This window comes from Mycobacterium decipiens, from assembly GCF_963853665.1.
Classification (GTDB): domain Bacteria; phylum Actinomycetota; class Actinomycetes; order Mycobacteriales; family Mycobacteriaceae; genus Mycobacterium; species Mycobacterium decipiens.
This window is the reverse complement of the sequence record NZ_OY970459.1, coordinates 3835818-3856554: the sequence shown is the minus strand read 5'-3', so window position 1 is coordinate 3856554 and position 20737 is coordinate 3835818. Positions and strand designations below refer to the sequence as shown.

The following is a 20737-nucleotide window of genomic DNA, read 5'->3' as shown; positions in this document are numbered from 1 at the left end:
GACTCGCGTTGCGTTGATAGCCATGCACTCAGGAGGGATGGGATGCGATTCCTGCACACCGCCGACTGGCAGCTGGGCATGACCCGCCACTTTCTGGCCGGCGACGCCCAGCCCCGCTATTCGGCGGCCCGCCGCGACGCGGTGGCCGGGCTAGGCGAGCTGGCCGCCGAAGTGGGTGCCGAGTTCGTCGTGGTCGCCGGTGACGTCTTCGAGCACAATCAGCTCGCCCCGCAGGTGATCGGTCAATCCTTGGAAGCCATGCGTGCTATCGGTATTCCGGTGTATCTGCTGCCGGGCAACCATGACCCGCTGGACGCATCATCGGTATACACCAGCGCGCTTTTCACCGCCGAATGCCCGGACAACGTGATGGTGCTCGACCGTGCCGGTGTCCATGAGGTTCGACCGGGAGTGGAGATTGTTGCCGCGCCGTGGCGATCCAAGGCGCCCACCACCGACCTGGTTGCTGAGGTCCTAGCGGGCCTGCCCCCGCGAGAAGTCACCCGGGTGCTCGTCGCTCACGGCGGCATCGATGTGCTCGACCCCGACCGCGACAAGCCCTCCCTGATCCGGCTCGCCGAGCTCGACGACGCGCTGTCTCAAGGAGCGCTTCACTACGTGGCCCTCGGCGACAAACATTCGGTTACCCAGGTCGGCAGCAGCGGGCGGCTCTGGTACTCCGGCGCGCCGGAAGTCACCAACTTCGACGACGTCGAACCGGACCCCGGTCACGTCCTGGTCGTCGACATCGACGAAAGCGACCCGCGACACCCCGTCACCGTCGACGCCCGGCGCATCGGCCGTTGGCGGTTCGTCACGTTGCGGCGCCAGGTCGACACCGCCCGGGACATCGCCGACCTGGACCTGAACCTGGATCTGATGGCGGACAAGGACCGCACCGTGGTGCGGCTGGCGCTCATCGGTTCGCTGTCGGTCACCGATCGCGCCGCGCTGGATGCCTGCCTGGACAAGTACGCGCGATTGTTCGCGTGGCTAGGCCTATGGGAACGCCACACCGACCTGGCCGTGCTACCCGGCGACGGTGAGTTCACCGACCTCGGCATCGGCGGCTTCGCCGCCGCGGCCGTCGACGAGCTGGTCGCCGCGGCACGCGCGGGCGACGACGAGTCCGCCGTCGATGCCCAGGCGGCGCTGGCCCTGTTGCTGCGGCTCGCCGATCGAGGCGCGGCATGAAGCTACACCGGCTGGCCCTGACCAATTACCGCGGCATCGCGCACCGAGAGATCGAATTCCCCGACCACGGCGTGGTGGTGGTGTGCGGCGTCAACGAGATCGGCAAGTCGTCCATGATCGAGGCGCTGGACCTGCTGCTGGAGTTCAAAGACCGCTCGTTGAAAAAGGAAGTCAAGCAGGTCAAGCCGACCAATGCCGACGTCGGGTCGGAGGTTGTCGCCGAAATCAGCAGCGGCCCTTTTCGTTTCGCCTACCGCAAGCGTTTTCACAAGAAGTGCGAGACGGAGCTGACGGTGCTGGCCCCGTGCCGGGAACAGTTGACCGGCGACGAAGCCCACGATCGGGTCCGGGCGATACTGGCAGAAACGGTCGACGCTGGGCTGTGGCGCGCCCAGCGGGTGCTGCAGGCCGCGTCGACGGCAGCGGTGGATCTGTCCGGCTGTGACGCGCTGTCGCGGGCGCTCGATCTCGCTGCCGCGCATTCCGGCACCGCAGCCGCGCCAGTGGGCACCGAACCGCTACTCATCGAGAAGATTGAGGCCGAGTATGCGCGGTACTTCACCGCGACCGGACGGCCCACCGGAGAGTGGGCCGCGGCGATCGCACGGTTAGCCGCCGCGGAGGCCACGGTGGCCGACTGCGCAGTGGCCGTCGCCGAGGTCGACGACCGGGTGCGTCGCCACGCCGAGTTGACCGGGCGGGTGCGCGAGCTGTCGCGACAACGGCAAGCTGGCGAGCCGCGGCTGGAAGCCGCGCGAGCCGCGGCCGAGAAGATCGCCGCAATCACCGACGAGGCCCGCGAAGCCAAACTGATCGCCGCGGCCGCGACCGCGACCAGCGCCGCATCCACCGCCACACGCACCAGGCGGCTAGCGTTGCTCACCGAAATCGACACGCGCACCGCTGCGGTCGCCGCCGCCGAGGCGCAAGCACAGCGGGCCGGCGACGAGCAGGCGACGGCGCGCGCGGATGCCGAGGTCCGCGATGGGGCGCTCGACGAAGCGACCCAAGCACTGACGGACGTCCGACTTCGCGCCGAGGCGGCCCGGCGCACTTTAGACCGGCTGGCCGACCGCGAGCAGGCGGACCGGTTGACCGCCCGGCTGGCCAAGATCGACGACATCCAGCGCGACCGAGACCGGGTCTGCGCGGAGCTGTCCGCGGTCACGCTGACCGAGGAGCTACTGAGTCGGATCGAAAGGGCCGCGGCGGCGGTGGATCGCGTCGGCGCACAGCTGGCGCTGATCTCCGCGGCGGTGGAGTTCACCGCCGCCGCCGACATCGAACTCGGCGTTGGCGATCAACGGGTGTCGTTGCCGGCCGGCCAAAGCTGGTCGGTCACCGCCACCGGCCCCACCGAGGTCGAGGTTCCCGGTGTCCTGACGGCACGGATAGTCCCGGGCGCGACCGCACTCGATCTTCGGTCAAAATGTGCTGCGGCACAGCAAGAATTGTCCGATGCTCTGGCGGCCGGTGAGGTCGCTGACCTAACCGCCGCACGATCCGCAGACCAGCGGCGCCGCCACCTGCAGAGCAGCCGCGATCAGTTGACCGCCACGCTGGCCGGCCTGTGCGGAGATGAACACGTCTACCAGTTGCGCTCCCGCCTGGAACGATTGCGTGCCGGTCAACCGACCGAACCCGAGCTGTTCTCAACGGATACCGGTACGGCCCGCACCGAACTTGACGCGGCCGAGGCGGCTCGAACCGCCGCGGAGAGGCAGTGTGAGACCTGCCGTCAGATCGCCGCTACCGCGACCCGCCGGCTCGCCGAGACATCCACGCGGGCAACGGTTCTGCAGAACGCGGCGGCAGCCGAACGCGCCCAGCTCAGTGCGGCCATCACCCGGTTGGCCGAGGAGCGGGCATTGGTCAGCGACGACGACCTCGCCGCCCAGGCCGAGGCCGACCTGCGGGTGCTGCATAGCGCCGATCAGCGAGTGGCCGACCTGGCCGAACAGCTCGCCGCTACGGCGCCCGACGCGGTAGCCGCCGAGCTCGCCGAGGCCGCCGCCGCGGCCGAGTCGTTGCGGGAACGCCACGACGACGCCGTCCGTGCGTTGCGCGAGGTCAGCATCGAACTCACGGTGTTCGGCAGCGAGGGTCGCCAGGGCAAGCTCGACGCCGCCGAGACCGAGCGCGAGCAGGCCACCAGCCAGCATGCCCGGGTGGGCCGTCGAGCCCGGGCCGCCCAGCTGCTGCGCTCGGTGATGGCCCGCCATCGCGACACCACCCGCTTGCGCTACGTCGAGCCCTACCGTGCGGAATTGGAGCGACTCGGTCGTCCGGTGTTCGGGCCCACGTTCGCGGTTGAGGTCGACAGCGATTTGCGCATCCGCAGCCGCACCCTGGACGACAAAACCGTGCCATACGAGTCCTTGTCGGGTGGGGCCAAGGAACAGCTCGGCATCCTGGCGCGGCTGGCCGGCGCGGCCCTGGTCGCCAAGGAGGACACCGTTCCGGTGCTGATCGACGACGCGCTGGGGTTCACAGATCCGGAGCGACTGGCCAAGATGGGGGAGGTGTTTGACACCGTCGGCAGCCACGGCCAGGTGATCGTGTTGACATGTAGTCCCGATCGGTACGACGGCGTCAAAGGAGCGCACCGCATCGATCTGGACGTCATACACTGAGCCCGAACCGGGATAGGTGATGGACAATCAGTGCGACTACGTCATAGTCGGTACCGGCTCAGCCGGAGCGGTCGTAGCCAATCGGCTCAGCGCCGACCCGACCACGGCGGTGGTGGCGCTGGAAGCGGGGCCGCGCGATAAGAACAGATTCATCGCGATTCCAGCGGCCTTCGGCAAGCTGTTCCGCACCGAGATCGACTGGGATTACCTGACCGAACCGCAGCCGGAGCTCGACGGTCGTCAAATCTATTGGCCCCGAGGCAAGGTACTCGGTGGCTCGTCGTCGATGAACGCGGTGATGTGGTGCGTGGATTCGCGGCCGACTACGACGAGTGGGCCGTGCGAGCATCGACGGAGACCGGGCCGTCGGCGTGGAATACCAAAGCGACGGTCGAACCAACGGCTTGGCCGCCGCGGAAAGACCCAAGCGGTTGATCAGCTATCCGCTGCCTGTCGACTTAGCAACGCGGTGATTAGCGTTGCGCATCGACGGCCAGCTTAGCTCGCCGCACCGACCAGATTCGGCTCCCAGCTACCCGGCAGCATCGGCACCCGCGGATCACCGCCACCAAACTCATCACCGGCCAACACCATCAACCCGGCGGGCTGCCCAACGGACTGCGTGCCCGCGGTCCCGGCAAACCCCAACGACCCAGCACCCCGATCCGAAGCCACCACCGACACCGACGAACCAGAAGAAGAACTCGACTCCGCCGATGCCGTCTCACCCTTGTTCGGTGTCAGCGCCTCACCCCTGTTCGGCGTCAACATCTCGTCACTGGTCGGCGTCAGGGTGTCGGCGAAGGCGTCGGGAGAATCGTCGTTGGACGTCGACAGATAATAGGAACCCCCGCCGATGGCAAGTGGCAGCACGATCGGCAACGTGATCGCCGCGGCAACCCCGCCAAGCAATACCGCGCCCCCCACACCCACAGTCAAAACCGCCAGCCCCGCCAAGACCACCACAATGCTCCCCAACAGCAGGGCCATTACTTGCCCAAGGAAGGCAACCAGCGCCTCGAGCGCCGCAAGCAGTGCCGAGCCCAGGAATTCGAGCGCTAGGGCCAGCACTATGAGCACCTCGGCTAGCACGGCGACCAGCACTATGATCACCTCGGCCAGCGCGCCGGCCAGCATGTCGAGCAGTACCGTAAGCCACCCCAACCACCCGGGTGGGTTGACCGGTATGGGTGGGATGGGCATGGGCATCGGCATAAATAGGATGGAGGGTCCGGGTTTGACGATGATCGGCGCCGGGCCGGCATGCGGCGCTGAAACCAACGCCGCACCCGCCACGGTCTCATACACACTCATCGTGGTGGCGGCCTGAATCCACATCCGCACATAGTCGGCCTCATTGAGTGCGATCGGAATCGCGTTGATCCCAAAGAAATTCGTCCCCACCAACACCGCGTGCGCGGCATGATTGGCCGCCAACTCCGGCAACGTCGGCATCGCCGCCAACGCACTGACATAGGCCGCCGCGGTGGCCTCATGCTTAGCCGCCGTAGCCGCACTGTCAGCACTGGCCTGGATCAACCACGCCACATACGGCACATAGGCGGCCACAAACAACTCAGCACTGGGCCCCAACCACGCCCCGGCCTGCACCGCAGCCACTATCTCGGTCAGCTCTTCGGCCGCCGCAGCGTACTGAGCACTCAACGACGCCCAGCCCACCGCGGCCGCCTGCAACGAACCCGGCCCCGGGCCACCGCTGAGCAACGCCGAATGCAGCTCCGGCGGCAAGGCAAACCACACCGGCGCCGTCACAAGCCACCCCAGCCCACATACGTCGACGCCGCCACGGCATCACCAACGGCATAACTGACACCGGACTCCGCCACACCCACCCCCGACCGACCCAGCTCCTCGATCGCGTTGGTCGCGATCGCCGCACGCTCGTCGTCCCAGGCGCCAAGAACGGTTGCGATTCCCCGCAACACCGGATTGGCTGCCGTCGAGACCGCCCCGGTAAGCACTGGTAACGAGGCAACATGTCCGGTCGCCAACCAGGTGGTCACGGCCGCCAGTGCCGCGCCGGCCGCAGCCAAACCTTCGGGCTCCAGTCGCAATGTCACGGTGCACAGTCCTTTCCGAGGTAACGGTGGCAGCACAACCAAGCACGCACGAGCTGAGGAACCTTGGCTATGCAATCGTTTGCATTGCAAAGGTAAGGCCAGTGTTGACGGCTGTCAATCCGAACGCTCGCACCGCGGTGATACCGGCTTGGCTAGCTCCCATTCGCCGATACAACTCCGCCGAATGAGGGCGCATAAGGCCATGTTCGGTGGTTATGAGTCACACGTTGGCGCCTCGGTGCGTCACCCCCGCGCGCAATGATCGGGACCGCTCGCGACTGCAATCGATTGCTATTTCTGTTGGAAACTGGCGGCGGCGCCCGACCCGCGACCATCCGGAAGGACACGCCACGGCATGCTCACCTCCAATGTCGGCGAGGCCTACGGATTTGTCGGCAGCCGACCCGAGCTGGAGCTGCCCGATCTCGAGCTGATCTTCGCCCCTCCGACCGCATTACGACGAGCCTTGCCGGTGGATACGCCGGGGCACGGTGTGGTGTTTGGCCTGATTCTGCTCGCCCGAAAACCGCGGCCAGATCACGCTGCGGTCCTCCGTGGCGTCGACAGGTTGCGCGTCGCCGACGCCTCGGTGGTGCCGAGGGCGGTTCGTGGACATACCCACGCGCCGTCGGTGCAGATCGGGGAGAAGGCCGCCGCTTTGATCCGCGCCTGAGCACGTACAGGCTCAGCTCCGCATGAACCCGATGGCGGTGTAGTTCAGGTCAGCGAGCCCTGTCGCGCCGAAGTTGGCCAGCGTGCTGCGGACCGCGACGGTACCGGGCGATTGGGTGAGCGGCAGGCTGAATCCTTCGGCCCAGATCAGCTTGTCGACGTCATTGGCCAATGCCCGCGCTTTGCCGGGATCGAGTTCGGCCAGCGTCCGCTCGATCGCCGCGTCGATCTGTGGGCTACCGATCTTGCCGAAGTTGCTCTCCCCACCAGACTCATAGATCTGGGTGAGCGACGACAGCGGGAACGCGTCGCCCACCCAGCCGAACTGCGCGATATCGAAAGCCCCCACGTTGATGTAGTCGGTGAAGAAGCCGCTGCCGGATTTGGCCTGGAGTTCGAGCTTGACCCCGATCTCCGCCAGGGTGTGTTGTGCGATCTGGGCAAACTGCCGGGTGCTTTGTGCGTCGTAGAACAGATCGCGTACGACGAGCTGACGACCGCCCTTCTCCCGGAACTCGCCGTTGAGTTTCCAGCCCAGGGCGTCCAGCTCGCGTTTCGCCTGCTCCGGGTTGTAGGCGACCACGCCGCTGTTGTCCTGGTAGCCCTCCTGCCCGGCGACGAAGATGTGGTTGTTCAGCGGCACCGGGTCGCTGGTGAGGCCGTATTGGGCGACCTTGGCGATGGTGTCTCGGTCGATGCCCTTGGCGACCGCGAGGCGTAGTGCCTTGTCGGAGAGGATCGACCCGGCCGCACCGTTGAATGTGAAGTGATACCAGCTTGGCCCGGGGGCGCGTCGGATCGCGATGCCTTTGGTGCGCTGCGCGATGGTCAGCTGGTCCAGGGTGCCGATACCGGTTGCGTCGATCGTGTTGTTCTGCAGCGCCGGCAGCCGGGCGGCATCATCGAGTACCAGGAAGGTGATGCTGTCCAGGCGTGGCCGGGTCCCCCACCACCTCGGGTTGCGGGTCAACACGATTCGCTGCGAAGTGCGATCCAGTGACGACACGATGAACGGACCCGCCGACGGCCCGGGCCCGGCGAGTTGGCCCTTGTTGAATGCCTCGGGGGTGGCGGTCATGCTGGCCGGCAGCAGCATGCCGTTGCCCGCGAACATGCCGCGCCACTCGGCGTACGGCTTGGCGAACGTCACCACGGCCTGCCGGTCGTCGACACCTCGGGTCACCGACGCGACCCGTTCGGCGCCGCTGGTGGAAGCGATCTCGAATGCCTTGTCGGCGCCGCTGACGGCATGGATCTGGCTGGCGATGTCACGCCAGGTGATCGGTGTGCCGTCGGACCACACCGCCTTGGGATTGATGGTGTAGGTGACCACCTGCGGGGAAGTCCCGGTCAGCTCGATGCTGGTGAAGTAGTTGGTGTCGACGGTCGTCGAGCCGTCCGGCCCGATAATGAACGCGCGCGGCAAGGTGGCTTTCATCATCGCCGCGACCTCGGCGTTGTTGCCGTCGATGTTCAGGATGTTGAAGTTTGGTGGGAAGTCGGTAAGTGACAGGCGAAGATTGCCGCCGTCGCGCAGCGTGGCGGGATTCTGCGGGTTGATGTCGCTGGAGGTGCCGACCGCTGCCGTGCCGTTGGCCGGCGCAAGCTCGGTGCCGGCCGAGCATCCGGAGAGCACCAGGGCCGCAACGAGCAATGCCGATACGGCGCAGACCCAAGATTGAGTCTGCGTCCAGGGTCTGGGTTTCTCACGCATCGACGCCCTGAGCGCAGACTCAGCGCCCGGGACGCAGCGTCGTCGCCGGCGGCGGTTAGCCACGACGCCCCGGGTCCGGTTGCGGCACCGCGCCCAGTAGCCGTTGCGTGTACTCGTGTTTCGGATTGTTGAAGACCTCCTCACTGTCGCCCTGTTCGACAACGGTACCGGCGAACATGACGGCCACCTGGTGGGCGAGGTGTTTGACCACCGAAAGATCATGGGACACAAATAGATATGACAACCCGAACTGATCCTGCAGGTCGAGCAACAGGTTGATGATCCCGGCCTGGATGGAGACATCGAGTGCCGACACCGGTTCGTCGAGTGCCAGGATCTTGGGCCGCAGCGCCAGCGCCCGCGCGATGCCGATGCGTTGCTTCTGTCCGCCGGAGAATTCGGCGGGATAGCGACTGGCGTCGGCGCGACGCAGTCCCACGACGTCGAGTAGTTCGGCAACCCGCGCGTGAGTATCGCTCTTGCCGAACCCGTTGGCCTGCAACGGCTCGGCGAGCAGGTCGAAGACGGGAAGGCGCGGGTCCAGGGATGCCACCGGGTCCTGAAAGACGACCTGAATGTCGCGTCGCAGCGATCGCCGGCTCGACGGGGTCAGAGTGGCGACATCGGTGCCGAGCACTTCGATCGATCCCGATTGTGGCGCAGCCAGTTCCAGAATCTCGTGCAGGGTGGTCGACTTGCCCGAACCGGACTCACCGACGATGCCCAACGTGCGGCCCTGCCGCAGTTCGAGGCCGATGCCGTCGACCGCGCGGACCTCGCCGATGGCCCGGCGCAGCACCACACCCTTCGTCAGCCGGTAAGTCTTGACCAGATCACGTACCCGCACGACGACCGGTGTGTCGCCGGGGGCGGCCGCGCGGGCTTCGGTTTCGACCCCATAGATTTCCGCGGCGCTGCGCCCGGTGACCTGGTCGGCGCGGATGCAGGCGGCCCGGTGATTGGCCGCGACCTCGAGCAATTCCGGTTCCGCGGAACGGCATTCGTCGATGACCAGCGGGCATCGCGGCGCGAACGGGCACCCGGTGTGCAGGCCGACCAGTGCCGGGGGCGCGCCGGGGATGGGGACCAGCCGGGTGCCCTGCGCGGCGTCCAACCGAGGGACCGAACCCAGTAGCCCCACGGTGTAGGGCATCTGGCGATCACGGTAAAGGTCGTTCACCCCGGCCGACTCGACGACCCGGCCGGCGTACATGACCAGCGCCCGGTCGGCGAACTCGGCCACCACACCGAGGTCGTGGGTGATGATGAGGACTCCGGCGCCGGTGACGTCGCGCGCCGTCTTGAGCACGTCAAGGATCTGTGCCTGGACCGTGACGTCCAGGGCGGTGGTGGGCTCGTCGCAGATCAACAGGTCGGGATCGTTGGCGATCGCGATCGCGATCACCACGCGTTGGCGTTCCCCGCCGGACAGCTCGTGTGGAAACGCGCGGGCGCGCTGCTGCGGCTGTGAGATACCAACCAGATCAAGCAGTTCCACGGCGCGGCGGCGAGCGGTTTTCTTGCCGACGCCAGGCTGGTGCACCTCGATGGCCTCGGCGATCTGGTCGCCGACGGTGTAGACCGGGGTTAGCGCAGACATCGGATCCTGGAATACCGTGCCGATCGTCTTGCCCCGAAACCGCGACATGGCGTCGTCGGCGAGCCCCAGTAGCTCGGTTCCCTGCAGCCGCACCGAGCCACGGACGTCGGCGTACTCGGGCAGCAGGCCCACCACCGCCATCGCCGCCGCGGACTTGCCCGATCCCGATTCGCCCACCATCGCCACCACTTCGCCGGGATCGACGTGGTAGCTGATGCCGCGCACCGCGGTCACCGGATCGCCGTCGGTTCCGAAGGTGACGGCCAGGTCGGTCACCTCGAGCAGCGGGCTCATCGCACACCACGCCGCATGGTTCTGCTGGCGGGGTCCAGCGCGTCGCGCAGGCCATCGCCGGTCAGGTTGGCGCACACCAGAATCAGCACCAACACCCCGGCCGGGAACAGGAACACCCAACCGAAGGTGGTCGCGGATCCGGTGCCGTCGGCGATCAGCGTGCCCAGGGAAACATCCGGCGGTTGAATGCCGAAACCGAGGAAACTCAACCCGGTTTCGGCCAGGATGGCGGCGGCGACGTTGAGGGCGGCGTCGATGATCAGGATGGACGCCACGTTGGGTACCACGTGGCCGACGATGATCCGGCGGCTGGAGACGCCCATATATCTTGCGGCCCGGATGAATTCGCGTTCGCGCAAGCTCATCGTCATACCCCGCACCATGCGGGAGCTGATCATCCAGCCGAAGCCGGCCAGCAGCAAGACCAGGAACATGATGTTGGCCGAGTTTTTGGTTCGCGGCGTGACAATGGCGATGAGGATGAAGCTGGGCACCACCAGCAGCAGATCGACCACCCACATTAGCGCCCGGTCCCGCCAGCCCCCGAAGTACCCGGAGATGGCTCCGACCGTGGCGGCTATTGCGGTGGAGATCACCGCGACGCAAACGCCGATCAGCATTGACTTCTGCATGCCCCGCAGTGTCTGCGCCAGCAGGTCTTGGCCCAGCGCGTTGGTGCCCAGCCAATGCTTGGTGTTGGGTGGCTGCAGCAGCGCGTTGAAATCGAGGTCGTCGTAGGAGTAGGGCAGTAGCGGGGGCAGCGCGTAGCAGCCGACGAACAGCAGGACCAGGGCCGCCAGCGACGCGACCGCGGCCCGGTTGCGCAGGAACCGGCGCAGCACCAGCTTGCGGCGGGAGGTGAATTCCACTGGCGCAGTCCCGTCGATGGCCGTCATGACACCCGCACCCGTGGATCAAGAACCGCGTAGATGACGTCGGAGAGCAAGCCGGCGAGCAACACGACAGCGCCGGAGAAGACCGTGATCGCCGCGACGATATTGGTGTCCTGAGTTGAGATGCCGCGGACCATCCATTCACCCATGCCGTGCCAGCCGAAGATCTTCTCCACGAATACCGCTCCGGTGACCAACCCGGCCACCCCGTAGGCGAACAGCGTCGCCATCGGTATCAACGCCGTGCGCAGGCCGTGTTTGAGCAGGGCCCGCCGTCGGGTCAGCCCCTTGGCACGGGCGGTGCGAATGAAATCCTGGCCGAGGACGTCGAGCATCGCGTTGCGCTGATACCGGCTGAAACCGGCGGCGGCCCCCAGCGCCAGCGTCAGCGACGGCAGCACCAGATGCTGCAATCGGTCGCTCAAGCTTTCCCACGTCCCGCCCGCGACACCCGGTGACGTCTCCCCGGTGTAGTCGAAGAGCTGAATGCCCAGCGCCCAGTTGACCCGCAGCGCGCCCAGGATCAACAGGTTGGCCACGACGAACGTCGGCGTGCTCAGCACGAGCAGGGCTGCCATGGTGACGACGCGGTCGCTGAGCCGGTACTGGCGGATGGCACCCCACGCCCCGATCACCACGCCCAGCGCCGTGCCGACCACGGATCCGACGACCAGCAGCCGCAGGCTGACGCCGATGCGGCGCCCCAGTTCGGCGGAGACGGGCTGACCGGTGATGGTGGTGCCGAAATCGCCGCGGACGGCGTGCGAAACCCAGTTGGCGTAGCGAATCGGTATGGGCCTGTCCAAGCCGAGATCGTGCGCCTTGGCATCGATAACCGCTTGTGGTGGACGGGGACTGCGCTGCATCAGGCCTTCCAGCGGCGAAAACGCCAGCGAGGTCAGGCAGTACGTCAGGAACGACGCCAACGCCAGCAGCACGAGGTAGTTGAGCAGCCGGCGTGCCAGATAGCGTGTCATGCACAACCACCGTGTCGCATTGGGACAGGGTAGCGAGCTGGGGGAATGGGTCGCCGCCGGTGGTGTGCCTAGTTAACGTAGGACGCGATGCTCGCGAAGGTCCGATCTATTCCAATCCCGTCGATCCGCACCCGTGAAATCCAGGTAGCCGATTGCTAGAATCCTCCGCGGTACCGATCTGTGTAGCAAATCCCTACCGCGATACCCGAGGAGGCCTGCGTGACGGTTACCAATGACTATCTGGCCAACAACGCCAAGTACGCGAGCAGCTTCAAAGGGCCGCTACCGCTGCCGCCCAGCAAACATGTCGCGGTTCTGGCGTGCATGGATGCCCGCCTGGACGTCTACCGCGTGCTCGGCATCAACGAGGGGGAGTCACACGTCATCCGCAACGCCGGTGGGGTCGTCACCGACGACGCCATCCGCTCGCTGGCTATCAGTCAGCGGTTGCTGGGGACCCGCGAGATCATCCTGATTCACCACACCGACTGCGGGATGCTCACCTTCACCGACGACGACTTCAAGCGCGGCATCCAGGATGAGATCGGGGTCAAGCCGCCGTGGGCGGCCGAGGCCTTCCCGGAGATCGCCGAGGATGTCCGGCAGTCGCTACGCCGCATCGAAAACAGTCCGTTCGTGACCAAGCACGTCTCCCTGCGAGGGTTCATCTTCGATGTCGCCACCGGCAAGCTCAACGAGGTCACGCCGTAGCGGCCGGTCGAGCGACCTGGTAGCTCGGCTCTGATTCCCAGCTCGGCGAGCGGTTCCCGCATCCGTGGATGCTGTCCCAGGGGCAGTCGCCGCAACAGTGGCTTCATTGACATCGTCGCCGGACGCTGGTTCTATGGATGGCAATGACCATAAATATGGTCAAATCTACCAGATTTATCAGGTATAGAGACTTGGAATGCGCCATGGATGTCATGACCAGCGATGTGACGGCCGGCCCCGCGCCCGGCCAGTATGAACTGAGCCATCTGCGCTTGCTTGAGGCCGAAGCGATCCACATCATCCGGGAGGTGGCCGCCGAGTTCGAGCGGCCCGTGCTGTTGTTCTCGGGAGGCAAGGACTCCATCGTCATGCTGCACCTGGCGCTGAAGGCGTTTCATCCTGGGCGACTGCCGTTCCCGGTCATGCACGTCGACACCGGTCACAACTTCGACGAGGTCATCGCGACCCGCGACGAGCTGGTCGCCGCGTCCGGGGTGCGGTTGGTGGTGGCGTCGGTGCAAGACGACATCGATGCCGGCCGGGTGGTCGAGACCATCCCATCGCGAAATCCAATACAGACCGTGACGTTGCTGCGCGCCATTCGGGAGAACAAGTTCGACGCGGCATTCGGGGGAGCCCGGCGCGACGAGGAGAAGGCGCGCGCCAAGGAGCGGGTGTTCAGCTTCCGCGACGAGTTCGGCCAGTGGGAACCGAAGGCTCAGCGGCCGGAATTGTGGAATCTCTACAACGGACGGCACCACAAGGGCGAGCACATCCGGGTCTTCCCGCTGTCCAACTGGACCGAGTTCGACATCTGGGCCTACGTCGGCGCTGAGAAGGTCACCTTGCCGTCGATCTATTTCGCCCACCGGCGCAAGGTTTTTCAGCGCGATGGGATGTTGTTGGCAGTACACCGGCACATGCAGCCGCGCCCCGACGAGCGAGTGTTCGAGGCTACGGTGCGATTCCGCACGGTCGGGGACGTCACCTGCACCGGGTGCGTCGAGTCGCCGGCGTCGACGGTCGGGGAGGTCATCGCCGAAACCGCGGTGTCCCGGTTGACGGAGCGCGGGGCGACCAGGGCTGACGACCGGATCTCGGAGGCTGGAATGGAAGACCGCAAGCGGCAGGGGTACTTCTGATGACGACGTTATTGCGGCTGGCGACAGCGGGTTCCGTCGACGACGGCAAGTCGACGCTGATCGGGCGCCTGCTCTATGACTCCAAAGCGGTGATGGAAGACCAGTGGGCGTCGGTGGAGCAGACATCCAAGGACCGCGGCCACGACTACACCGACCTGGCTCTGGTCACCGACGGTCTGCGGGCCGAGCGTGAGCAGGGCATCACGATCGATGTGGCCTACCGCTACTTCGCCACTCCCAAGCGGAAATTCATCATTGCCGATACCCCGGGACACATCCAATACACGCGCAATATGGTGACCGGTGCGTCGACCGCCCAACTGGTGATCGTGCTGGTCGATGCCCGGCACGGCCTGCTGGAGCAATCCCGCCGGCACGCCTTTCTGGCATCGCTGCTGGGCATTCGTCACTTGGTACTGGCGGTCAACAAGATGGACCTGATCGGCTGGGACCAAGAGAAATTCGAGTCGATTCGGGACGAATTCCATGCCTTCGCCGCCCGCCTCGACGTGCAGGACGTAACCTCCATCCCGCTTTCGGCGCTGCACGGCGACAATGTGGTGACCAAATCGGACGAGACGCCGTGGTACGAGGGACCATCGCTGCTGTCCCACCTCGAGGAGGTCTACATCGCCGGTGACCGCAACCTGGTCGACGTGCGGTTCCCGGTTCAGTACGTCATCCGGCCGCACACCCTCGAGCATCAAGACCATCGCAGCTACGCGGGCACCGTGGCCAGTGGGGTGATGCGTCCAGGCGACGAAGTAGTCGTGCTACCGATTGGGAAGACCACCCGGATCAGCGCGATCGACGGCACGAACGGACCAGTGGCAGAGGCGTTTCCGCCGATGGCGGTTTCGGTGACGCTCGCTGACGAGATCGATATCTCGCGCGGTGACATGATCGCTCGCGCCAACAACCAGCCCAGGATTGCGCAGCAGTTCGACGCGACCGTGTGCTGGATGGCGGATAACGCGGTGCTGGAGCCCGGCCGCGACTACGTCATCAAACACACCACCCGAACCACCCGCGCGAGGATAACCGGGCTGGACTACCGGCTCGATGTGAACACCCTGCACCGGGACAAGACCGCAACAGCGTTGAAACTCAACGAACTTGGCCGTGTTTCGCTGCGCACTCAAGTACCGTTGCTGCTTGACGAATACACCCGCAACGCCAGCACCGGCTCGTTCATCCTCATCGACCCCGACACCAACGGAACGGTGGCGGCGGGCATGGTGTTGCGTGACGGCTCGACCCGGGTGCCTAGCCCGAACACGGTGCGGCACAAGTCGCTTGTCGCTACGCAAGACCGGGTTCCCAGGGGCAGGACGGTGTGGTTCACCGGCCTGTCCGGATCCGGCAAGTCGTCGGTCGCCGTGCTGGTTGAGCGCAAGCTGCTCGAAAAAGGCGTCCCTGCTTACGTTCTCGACGGCGACAACCTACGGCACGGGCTGAATGCCGACTTGGGCTTCAGCATGGCCGACCGCGCGGAGAATCTGCGCCGGCTGTCGTATGTGGCCACGCTGCTCGCCGATTGTGGTCACCTGGTGCTGGTGCCGGCGATCAGTCCGCTCGCTGAGCACCGCGCCTTGGCTCGTAAAGTCCACGCGGACGCCGGAATAGACTTTTTAGAGGTGTTCTGCGACACCCCGCTCGAGGACTGTGAGAGGCGTGATCCCAAGGGGTTGTATGCCAAAGCGCGTGCGGGTGAGATCACGCATTTCACCGGGATCGACAGTCCCTATCAGCGACCCAAGAATCCAGACTTGCGGCTGACCCCCGAGCGCTGCCTCGACGAGTTGGCGCGAAGCGTCATCGACCTGCTGGAGTCGCGGCCCTGAGCGTGCCCAATTGCCCCGCCTCTGCTCGCCAACGCTGCGCATTCCGCATCATCGCCCGGGGAGGGTGGCACAATCCTGAAGCATGCGGATGTCGGCCAAGGCGGAGTACGCGGTGCGGGCGATGGTCCAGCTCGCCACCGCCGCCAACGGCACCCTGGTCAAAACCGACGACCTGGCTGCGGCGCAGGGCATACCACCGCAATTCCTCGTCGACATCCTGGCCAACCTGCGCACCGACCGCCTGGTGCGCAGCCACCGGGGTCGCGAAGGTGGCTATGAACTGGCGCGTCCGGGAACCGAGATCAGCATTGCCGACGTATTGCGCAGTGTCGACGGGCCACTGGCCAGCGTCCGCGACATCGGACTCGGTGACCTGCCCTACTCCGGCCCCACTGCGGCGCTGACCGACGTCTGGCGGGCGCTGCGGGCCAGCATGCGTTGGGTGCTGGAGGAAACCACCTTGGCTGACGTTGCCGCTGGCGCGCTGCCCAAGCACGTCGCCCAGCTTGCCGACGACTATCGCGAGCAGGAGAGCGAGCGGCACGGCTCGTTGCGTCTTGGTGACTAGCCGCTCGAGCCGTAGGGGCGGGTGAGGATCTCCATGGCGTGCCCGGCGGGGTCGGCGAAATACACTCCCCGGCCGCCGTCTCTGCGGTTGATCTCGCCGGGGCGTTTGGTTCCCGGGTCTGCCCAGTGTGGCAAGCCGCGCGATTTGATCTTGCCGTATATCGCATCGAACTCATCCTCGGACACCAGGAAGGCATAGTGCTGTCGCGGGATTTTCTCGCCCTCGGGCGCGTCCGCGTAGTCGAGGCTGGCGCCGTGCTCGAACTCGACCACCACAAAGGGACCAAACGGTGTCGGGCTCGGCAGGCCGAACAGTTCGGTCAGAAACTCCGCGGATTCCCGCTTGTCGCGGGACGCGACGATGGTGTGGTTGAAACTGATAGGCATTGCTCTTGCCAGTCAACCACCGCGTCGCCGTGCGCGCGAGGGCATTCTAGGGACGCTCGCGCGTGGTGGGCGCGGCCGATGCTGCCAGAATCGCACTCGTGCGGATAGGGATGACCATGCCGGTGATGGAGCCCGGCCTCGATGCACGCGTGCTAAAGGATTGGGCGTGCGCGATCGACGCGGGCCCGTTCTCTTCGCTGTGCTGGGGCGAGCGCATCGCATTCGACAACCCGGACAGCCTGACGTTGCTCGGGGCGCTGGCCGCCTGGACCGAGCGGGTGCGGTTGGTGACGACGGTGATCGTGCCGCAGTTGCACGACCCGGTCATGCTGGCGAAGGCGTTGGCCACGGGTGACGTGCTGTGCGGCGGCCGTTTGACGGTGGGAGTCGGCGTGGGGGGCAGGCATGAGGACTACCACGCCGTCGGTGCCGACCCTACGACTCAGACGATGCGCGTGATGGGCCAACGGGTGGCGGTCATGAAACGGGTGTGGGCCGGCGAAGAGATCACCGACTCGGTGCGGGCGGTCGGGCCGGCGCCGGTCCAGGCCGGTGGTCCGCCGCTGCTCGTCGGCAGCATCGGACCCAAGACCATCCGCAGCGCCGCGGCCTGGGCCGACGGATTAGCAGGCACCACATTGGATCTCGACGTCGCCAAGCAGAACGAGTTGTTCGACGTGGCGCGTGCGGCATGGCCGGAGGCCGGCAAGCCCAAACCCCATTTGGCAACGTCGTTCTGGTTCGCGGTCGGGTCGCCCGAGCGGGCCCGCGCCCAGGTGCATCGTCATCTGCGGCGCTACCTGAATTGGATCCCGGCCGAATATGTCGATGCGATGGCCCCGATGACCGGTTGGGCCGGTAGCGAGGACGAGCTGCTGGCGGTGCTGCGCAGGTTCGAAGAGATCGGCACCGACGAACTTCAGCTCATCCCGACGAGTTCGGACACCGAGCAGCTGCGTCGGGCGGCCGATGTAGCCGCGCGGCTGTGACCTAACCGGTTGCCGGCTGGGGCCGGCGCTCATCGCCGGCGGCGGACGGCTGGGGAAGCTGTCCCTTGCGCAGGGTCGCCAGCAGCTCCCGGTACGGGCCGACGAGATAGACGGTGTCCGCGGCTCGCAGCCGCGCGTCGCGGCGCGGGTGCAGCTGGACCGGCTCGTCCGGGCGGGTGATCGCGATGACCCGGGTCTGGGTGGACAGTTCGTGCATCGGCAACCCGTCAAGTTCGCTGCCCGACGCCACATGCATTCCGCCGACCATGAAGGAGAGTTGCCCGACCGAAAACGTCCCCAGCACCTGCAGGCCCATCGCGGCGCCGATGAACCACGGCGCAGCCAGTTCGACCGTCGACCGCACGCATTCGAAGCCGAATCGCTGCGCCACCGCGGTGCCCAGCGCGCGGTCGTAAACGCGCAGGACAAGCGGCACGCCAGGCCGGTTGGTCCGGGGCATCGCCCGGGCTCCCAACATTTCCCGCAGCACGATTCCGGTCTCGATGTTGACGACGTCGTCTTGGGTCAACACCGCCACCGCGCGGGCGTACTCGACACGGGCCGACTCGAGCGTTTGGGGCAGCGTCGCATCCCCGAAGATGACCGGCACGTCGAGTTCGGCCGCCGTCGACAGGAAGCGACTGTTCTCGTCGAGTTCGATAACCGCCACGTCGTAGCCGGCGGCGGTCAGGTCACTGACCACGCGGATGCCAAACGCCCCGAGTCCGACGACGATGATGTGGTTGCGCAGCTGGCGCACCCGCCGGCGGCCGGCCGAGCGGCTGAAGCGCCGTGACAGCAGTAGGTCGGCGACGAACGCGACCAGGACCGCGGTAGTGATCACGCCGGCGAACATCAGCATGACGCTGAACAGTCGCAGCCAGGTGGGCTGGTAGCCGAAACTGAAGTCACCGTAGCCGACCGTCGCGATGGTTTCGGTGCTGAAGTACAAGGCGTCGATCCACCCCATCCCCGGCCGTTGGTAGGCGAACCGCAACAAGATCGTTGAGCCGACGAGCAGAGTCAACGCGGCGGCGACCGCGCGGAAGAACATCGGGTTGACGTCGTTGCGCAGGGTGCGTGCGGCGTCGGACACTCGCCGCAGCCCAGCCCAGCGGGTTCGCGTTGCGCTCGCGCGGGGGACCTTGATGTCGCGAGCGGCCAGTTCGTCTGCGGTGCCGATCATCGCAGTCCAGTCACCGGCGCGCACCCGTAGATCCCGTCCGGGGCAAATCACCACCTCGCTGGGAGTGGTCGAGCTCCTGCCGTGGATCACCGCCACCGGTGCGAGGTCGCCATAGATCTCGCGCAGGGTCGCATCTCGCGGTGCCTCGGTGCGGGAGACGACGAAGTCGATGCCCGCGGCCTGGAACGGGTGCGCGGTATGTGCCAGACATGCCTCGACGACCGACGGCGCCGCGAGGTCGGCGACGTCGAGGATGGCGCCGGGGCCGTTGTCGGCGGCCATCGCTTCGCGTAGGACGTCGTTGCCCAGTCGAGCGACCACGCGCACTCCGGGGTTGGTTTTCCTTGCTAACAAGGCGATTTCGAGATTTCTTGCGTCGTCATCCCCGGCGCAGATTACGGCCATCGCGTGGGCGAGATCGGTGTCGGCGAGCTCGTCGCAGTCGAGCTTGACAATGCTCACTCCGGCGCTGTTCAGCTCCTCGACGATCGTCGTTGCCAGTGCGTCGTCGCCGCTGACGACGATGTGGCGGCGCATGGTCACTGGTCCCGGTTGTTCGGCATAGCACCCACCTCTGCTGACGTTGGCGTTCGTGTGCTGCTATGACTATCGGCCACCGCACCGATTCATGCCACCGAAACGCGTCATCACGCTGATGGTGGCGAGCAACGTCGATGTGCGGCAAGTGGAGTCGCCCCACGAGATGGAATACTCGGGTCATGCCCACAGCCCGAAAAGGTCAAGGCAGTATCGATATTGCCGCGGCACCCGACCTCGTGTACGACCTCATCGCTGACATAACGCGGATGGGTGAGTGGAGCCCGGAATGCTACCGGTGCGAGTGGCTGGACGGGGCGAGGGCCGCGGCGCCCGGCGCGCGGTTTCGCGGATACAACCGGCTCGGTCCGCTGCGCTGGAAAAGAACCGTGGTGATCGACACCGCGGCGCGCGGCCGCGAATTCGCGTTCACAACGGTCAACGAAGGTGCTGGCCGGCAGGAGACGAGTTGGCGCTACACAATGGTGCCGTCGCCGTCCGGAACGTTGCTCACCGAATCTTTCGAGTTCCTCTGGTGCTCAGTGCCCAACAGGCTTCTCGAGACGCTGCTTCCGCGGGGACGTCAAGTAGACCGAGGCATTCAGCAAACACTGGGGCGCATCAAGCGGGCGGCCGAAACACCGGGCTGATCGGTGGTGATACTGACGGCGTGTCTTTCATCGAAGTCGTCGCGTCCCGCGAGATCTATCGGAATCCCTGGATGGTGCTTAGAGAGGACGATATCCGCCGCCCGGACGGCAGCCCCGGCATCTACGCCGTGGTGGACAAGCCGACGTACGCGCTGGTGATGCCCTACGACGGGCGAAGGTTCCGGTTGGTCGAGCAGTTCCGGTATCCCCTCGGTGCCCGGCGCTGGGAGTTTCCCCAGGGCACTGCGCCGGGTCTGACCGATGCCGAACCATTCGAGCTGGCTGCCCGTGAGCTGCGCGAGGAAACCGGATTGCGCGCGACGTCGTTCGAGGCACTCGGCCAGCTGGACACCGCTCCCGGAATGACGAGTCAGCGCGGCTGGGTGTTCTTGGCCACCGGGATCATCGAGGGCGAATCGGATCGCGAGCATGAGGAGCAGGACATGCGCAGTGGGTGGTTCTCGCGCGACGACGTCGAAGCGATGATCCGCTCCGGAGTGATCGCCGACGCGCAGTCGATCGCCGCCTACGGCCTGTTGCTGTTGCGTGGGTCGCTGACTGCCGCGGCCGGCTAGTTGGGCACGCGGCGTCAACTGACCGGCAAGACAACAGGTTCCGCAGTGGCAGCGGCGGTCTCATTGGAGGAGACTTGGGTGTGAGACCAGG

At 66.1% G+C, this 20737-nt stretch carries 17 protein-coding genes and 2 pseudogenes; 11 read left to right on the top strand and 8 right to left on the bottom strand.

The annotated features are described in order from the left end of the window. The first annotated feature begins 42 nt into the window (after positions 1-42). The 3 genes and pseudogenes from AADZ55_RS17000 to AADZ55_RS16990 form a co-directional block, all read left to right on the top strand. A complete protein-coding gene (locus AADZ55_RS17000) occupies positions 43-1194 on the top strand; it encodes a metallophosphoesterase family protein (RefSeq protein ID WP_085324859.1) in 1152 nt (383 codons plus the stop codon). Beyond that, positions 1191-3827, top strand: coding sequence for an AAA family ATPase (locus AADZ55_RS16995; RefSeq protein ID WP_341286212.1), 2637 nt, complete (start codon positions 1191-1193; stop codon positions 3825-3827). Before AADZ55_RS17000 ends, AADZ55_RS16995 begins: the two co-directional genes overlap by 4 nt. A gap of 19 nt (positions 3828-3846) precedes the next feature. Next, positions 3847-4175 (top strand): annotated as a pseudogene (locus AADZ55_RS16990) (GMC family oxidoreductase N-terminal domain-containing protein); the annotation flags it as partial. A 150-nt stretch (positions 4176-4325) separates the two neighbouring features. On the opposite strand, the gene AADZ55_RS16985 reads toward AADZ55_RS16990, so the two are convergent. Then, complete coding sequence (locus AADZ55_RS16985; protein ID WP_085324861.1) at positions 4326-5600, bottom strand: PPE family protein; 1275 nt, start codon at positions 5598-5600, stop codon at positions 4326-4328. After that, positions 5597-5908, bottom strand: coding sequence for a PE family protein (locus tag AADZ55_RS16980; protein WP_085324862.1), 312 nt, complete (start codon positions 5906-5908; stop codon positions 5597-5599). The genes AADZ55_RS16985 and AADZ55_RS16980 overlap by 4 nt, the downstream gene beginning before the upstream one ends. A 346-nt stretch (positions 5909-6254) precedes the next feature. Between AADZ55_RS16980 and AADZ55_RS16975 the strand changes: the two are divergent. Next, positions 6255-6581 (top strand): annotated as a pseudogene (locus AADZ55_RS16975) (hypothetical protein); the annotation flags it as partial. 12 nt (positions 6582-6593) lie between these two features. Here the strand turns inward: AADZ55_RS16975 and AADZ55_RS16970 are convergent. From AADZ55_RS16970 to AADZ55_RS16955, 4 genes are read right to left on the bottom strand one after another with little or no spacing between them, the layout of a single operon-like run. Next, positions 6594-8357, bottom strand: a complete 1764-nt coding sequence (locus AADZ55_RS16970) for an ABC transporter family substrate-binding protein (protein ID WP_085324864.1) — start codon at positions 8355-8357, stop codon at positions 6594-6596. Then, a complete protein-coding gene (locus tag AADZ55_RS16965) occupies positions 8350-10188 on the bottom strand; it encodes an ABC transporter ATP-binding protein (protein WP_085324865.1) in 1839 nt (612 codons plus the stop codon). Before AADZ55_RS16965 ends, AADZ55_RS16970 begins: the two co-directional genes overlap by 8 nt. Further along, entirely contained in the window at positions 10185-11084 is a 900-nt protein-coding gene (locus AADZ55_RS16960) for an ABC transporter permease (RefSeq protein WP_085324866.1), read from the bottom strand. The genes AADZ55_RS16965 and AADZ55_RS16960 overlap by 4 nt, the downstream gene beginning before the upstream one ends. Next, positions 11081-12058, bottom strand: a complete 978-nt coding sequence (locus AADZ55_RS16955) for an ABC transporter permease (RefSeq protein ID WP_085324867.1) — start codon at positions 12056-12058, stop codon at positions 11081-11083. Before AADZ55_RS16955 ends, AADZ55_RS16960 begins: the two co-directional genes overlap by 4 nt. 219 nt (positions 12059-12277) lie before the next feature. Here AADZ55_RS16955 and AADZ55_RS16950 point away from each other — a divergent pair, with 219 nt between their 5' ends. The 4 genes from AADZ55_RS16950 (at position 12278) to AADZ55_RS16935 (ending at position 16323) form a co-directional block, all read left to right on the top strand. Then, complete coding sequence (locus AADZ55_RS16950; RefSeq protein ID WP_085324868.1) at positions 12278-12769, top strand: beta-class carbonic anhydrase; 492 nt, start codon at positions 12278-12280, stop codon at positions 12767-12769. A 137-nt stretch (positions 12770-12906) separates the two neighbouring features. Continuing rightward, entirely contained in the window at positions 12907-13911 is a 1005-nt protein-coding gene (gene cysD / locus AADZ55_RS16945) for a sulfate adenylyltransferase subunit CysD (protein WP_085324869.1), read from the top strand. Then, entirely contained in the window at positions 13911-15755 is a 1845-nt protein-coding gene (cysC, locus tag AADZ55_RS16940) for an adenylyl-sulfate kinase (protein WP_085324870.1), read from the top strand. The genes cysD and cysC overlap by 1 nt, the downstream gene beginning before the upstream one ends. 82 nt (positions 15756-15837) lie before the next feature. Beyond that, positions 15838-16323, top strand: coding sequence for an Rrf2 family transcriptional regulator (locus AADZ55_RS16935; RefSeq protein WP_085324871.1), 486 nt, complete (start codon positions 15838-15840; stop codon positions 16321-16323). On the opposite strand, the gene AADZ55_RS16930 is transcribed toward AADZ55_RS16935, so the two are convergent. After that, positions 16320-16709: a VOC family protein gene (locus AADZ55_RS16930; protein WP_085324872.1), complete on the bottom strand. Its 390-nt coding sequence runs from the start codon at positions 16707-16709 to the stop codon at positions 16320-16322. The genes AADZ55_RS16935 and AADZ55_RS16930 overlap by 4 nt on opposite strands. 110 nt (positions 16710-16819) lie before the next feature. On the opposite strand from AADZ55_RS16930, the gene AADZ55_RS16925 reads away from it, so the two are divergent. Then, complete coding sequence (locus tag AADZ55_RS16925) at positions 16820-17698, top strand: LLM class flavin-dependent oxidoreductase (protein WP_085324970.1); 879 nt, start codon at positions 16820-16822, stop codon at positions 17696-17698. Between the two features lies 1 nt (position 17699). Here the strand turns inward: AADZ55_RS16925 and AADZ55_RS16920 are convergent, their stop codons facing one another. Continuing rightward, entirely contained in the window at positions 17700-19421 is a 1722-nt protein-coding gene (locus tag AADZ55_RS16920) for an NAD-binding protein (RefSeq protein WP_085324971.1), read from the bottom strand. A gap of 182 nt (positions 19422-19603) precedes the next feature. Between AADZ55_RS16920 and AADZ55_RS16915 the strand changes: the two genes are divergently transcribed. Beyond that, a complete protein-coding gene (locus AADZ55_RS16915) occupies positions 19604-20071 on the top strand; it encodes an SRPBCC family protein (RefSeq protein ID WP_165759372.1) in 468 nt (155 codons plus the stop codon). 71 nt (positions 20072-20142) lie between these two features. Continuing rightward, the gene (locus AADZ55_RS16910; protein WP_207569079.1) at positions 20143-20646 is read left to right on the top strand and encodes an NUDIX domain-containing protein; all 504 of its coding nucleotides are present in this window, start codon (positions 20143-20145) and stop codon (positions 20644-20646) included. Positions 20647-20737: the final 91 nt, after the last annotated feature.

Coding starts and splice junctions, on each gene's coding strand:
- AADZ55_RS17000 (WP_085324859.1), top strand. CDS start 43: ATGCGATTCCTGCACACCGCCGACTGGCAGCTGGGCATGACCCGCCAC.
- AADZ55_RS16995 (WP_341286212.1), top strand. CDS start 1,191: ATGAAGCTACACCGGCTGGCCCTGACCAATTACCGCGGCATCGCGCAC.
- AADZ55_RS16965 (WP_085324865.1), bottom strand. CDS start 10,188: ATGAGCCCGCTGCTCGAGGTGACCGACCTGGCCGTCACCTTCGGAACC.
- AADZ55_RS16960 (WP_085324866.1), bottom strand. CDS start 11,084: ATGACGGCCATCGACGGGACTGCGCCAGTGGAATTCACCTCCCGCCGC.
- AADZ55_RS16955 (WP_085324867.1), bottom strand. CDS start 12,058: ATGACACGCTATCTGGCACGCCGGCTGCTCAACTACCTCGTGCTGCTG.
- cysD (WP_085324869.1), top strand. CDS start 12,907: ATGGCAATGACCATAAATATGGTCAAATCTACCAGATTTATCAGGTAT.
- cysC (WP_085324870.1), top strand. CDS start 13,911: ATGACGACGTTATTGCGGCTGGCGACAGCGGGTTCCGTCGACGACGGC.
- AADZ55_RS16935 (WP_085324871.1), top strand. CDS start 15,838: ATGCGGATGTCGGCCAAGGCGGAGTACGCGGTGCGGGCGATGGTCCAG.
- AADZ55_RS16930 (WP_085324872.1), bottom strand. CDS start 16,709: ATGCCTATCAGTTTCAACCACACCATCGTCGCGTCCCGCGACAAGCGG.
- AADZ55_RS16925 (WP_085324970.1), top strand. CDS start 16,820: ATGACCATGCCGGTGATGGAGCCCGGCCTCGATGCACGCGTGCTAAAG.
- AADZ55_RS16920 (WP_085324971.1), bottom strand. CDS start 19,421: ATGCGCCGCCACATCGTCGTCAGCGGCGACGACGCACTGGCAACGACG.
- AADZ55_RS16915 (WP_165759372.1), top strand. CDS start 19,604: ATGCCCACAGCCCGAAAAGGTCAAGGCAGTATCGATATTGCCGCGGCA.
- AADZ55_RS16910 (WP_207569079.1), top strand. CDS start 20,143: ATGGTGCTTAGAGAGGACGATATCCGCCGCCCGGACGGCAGCCCCGGC.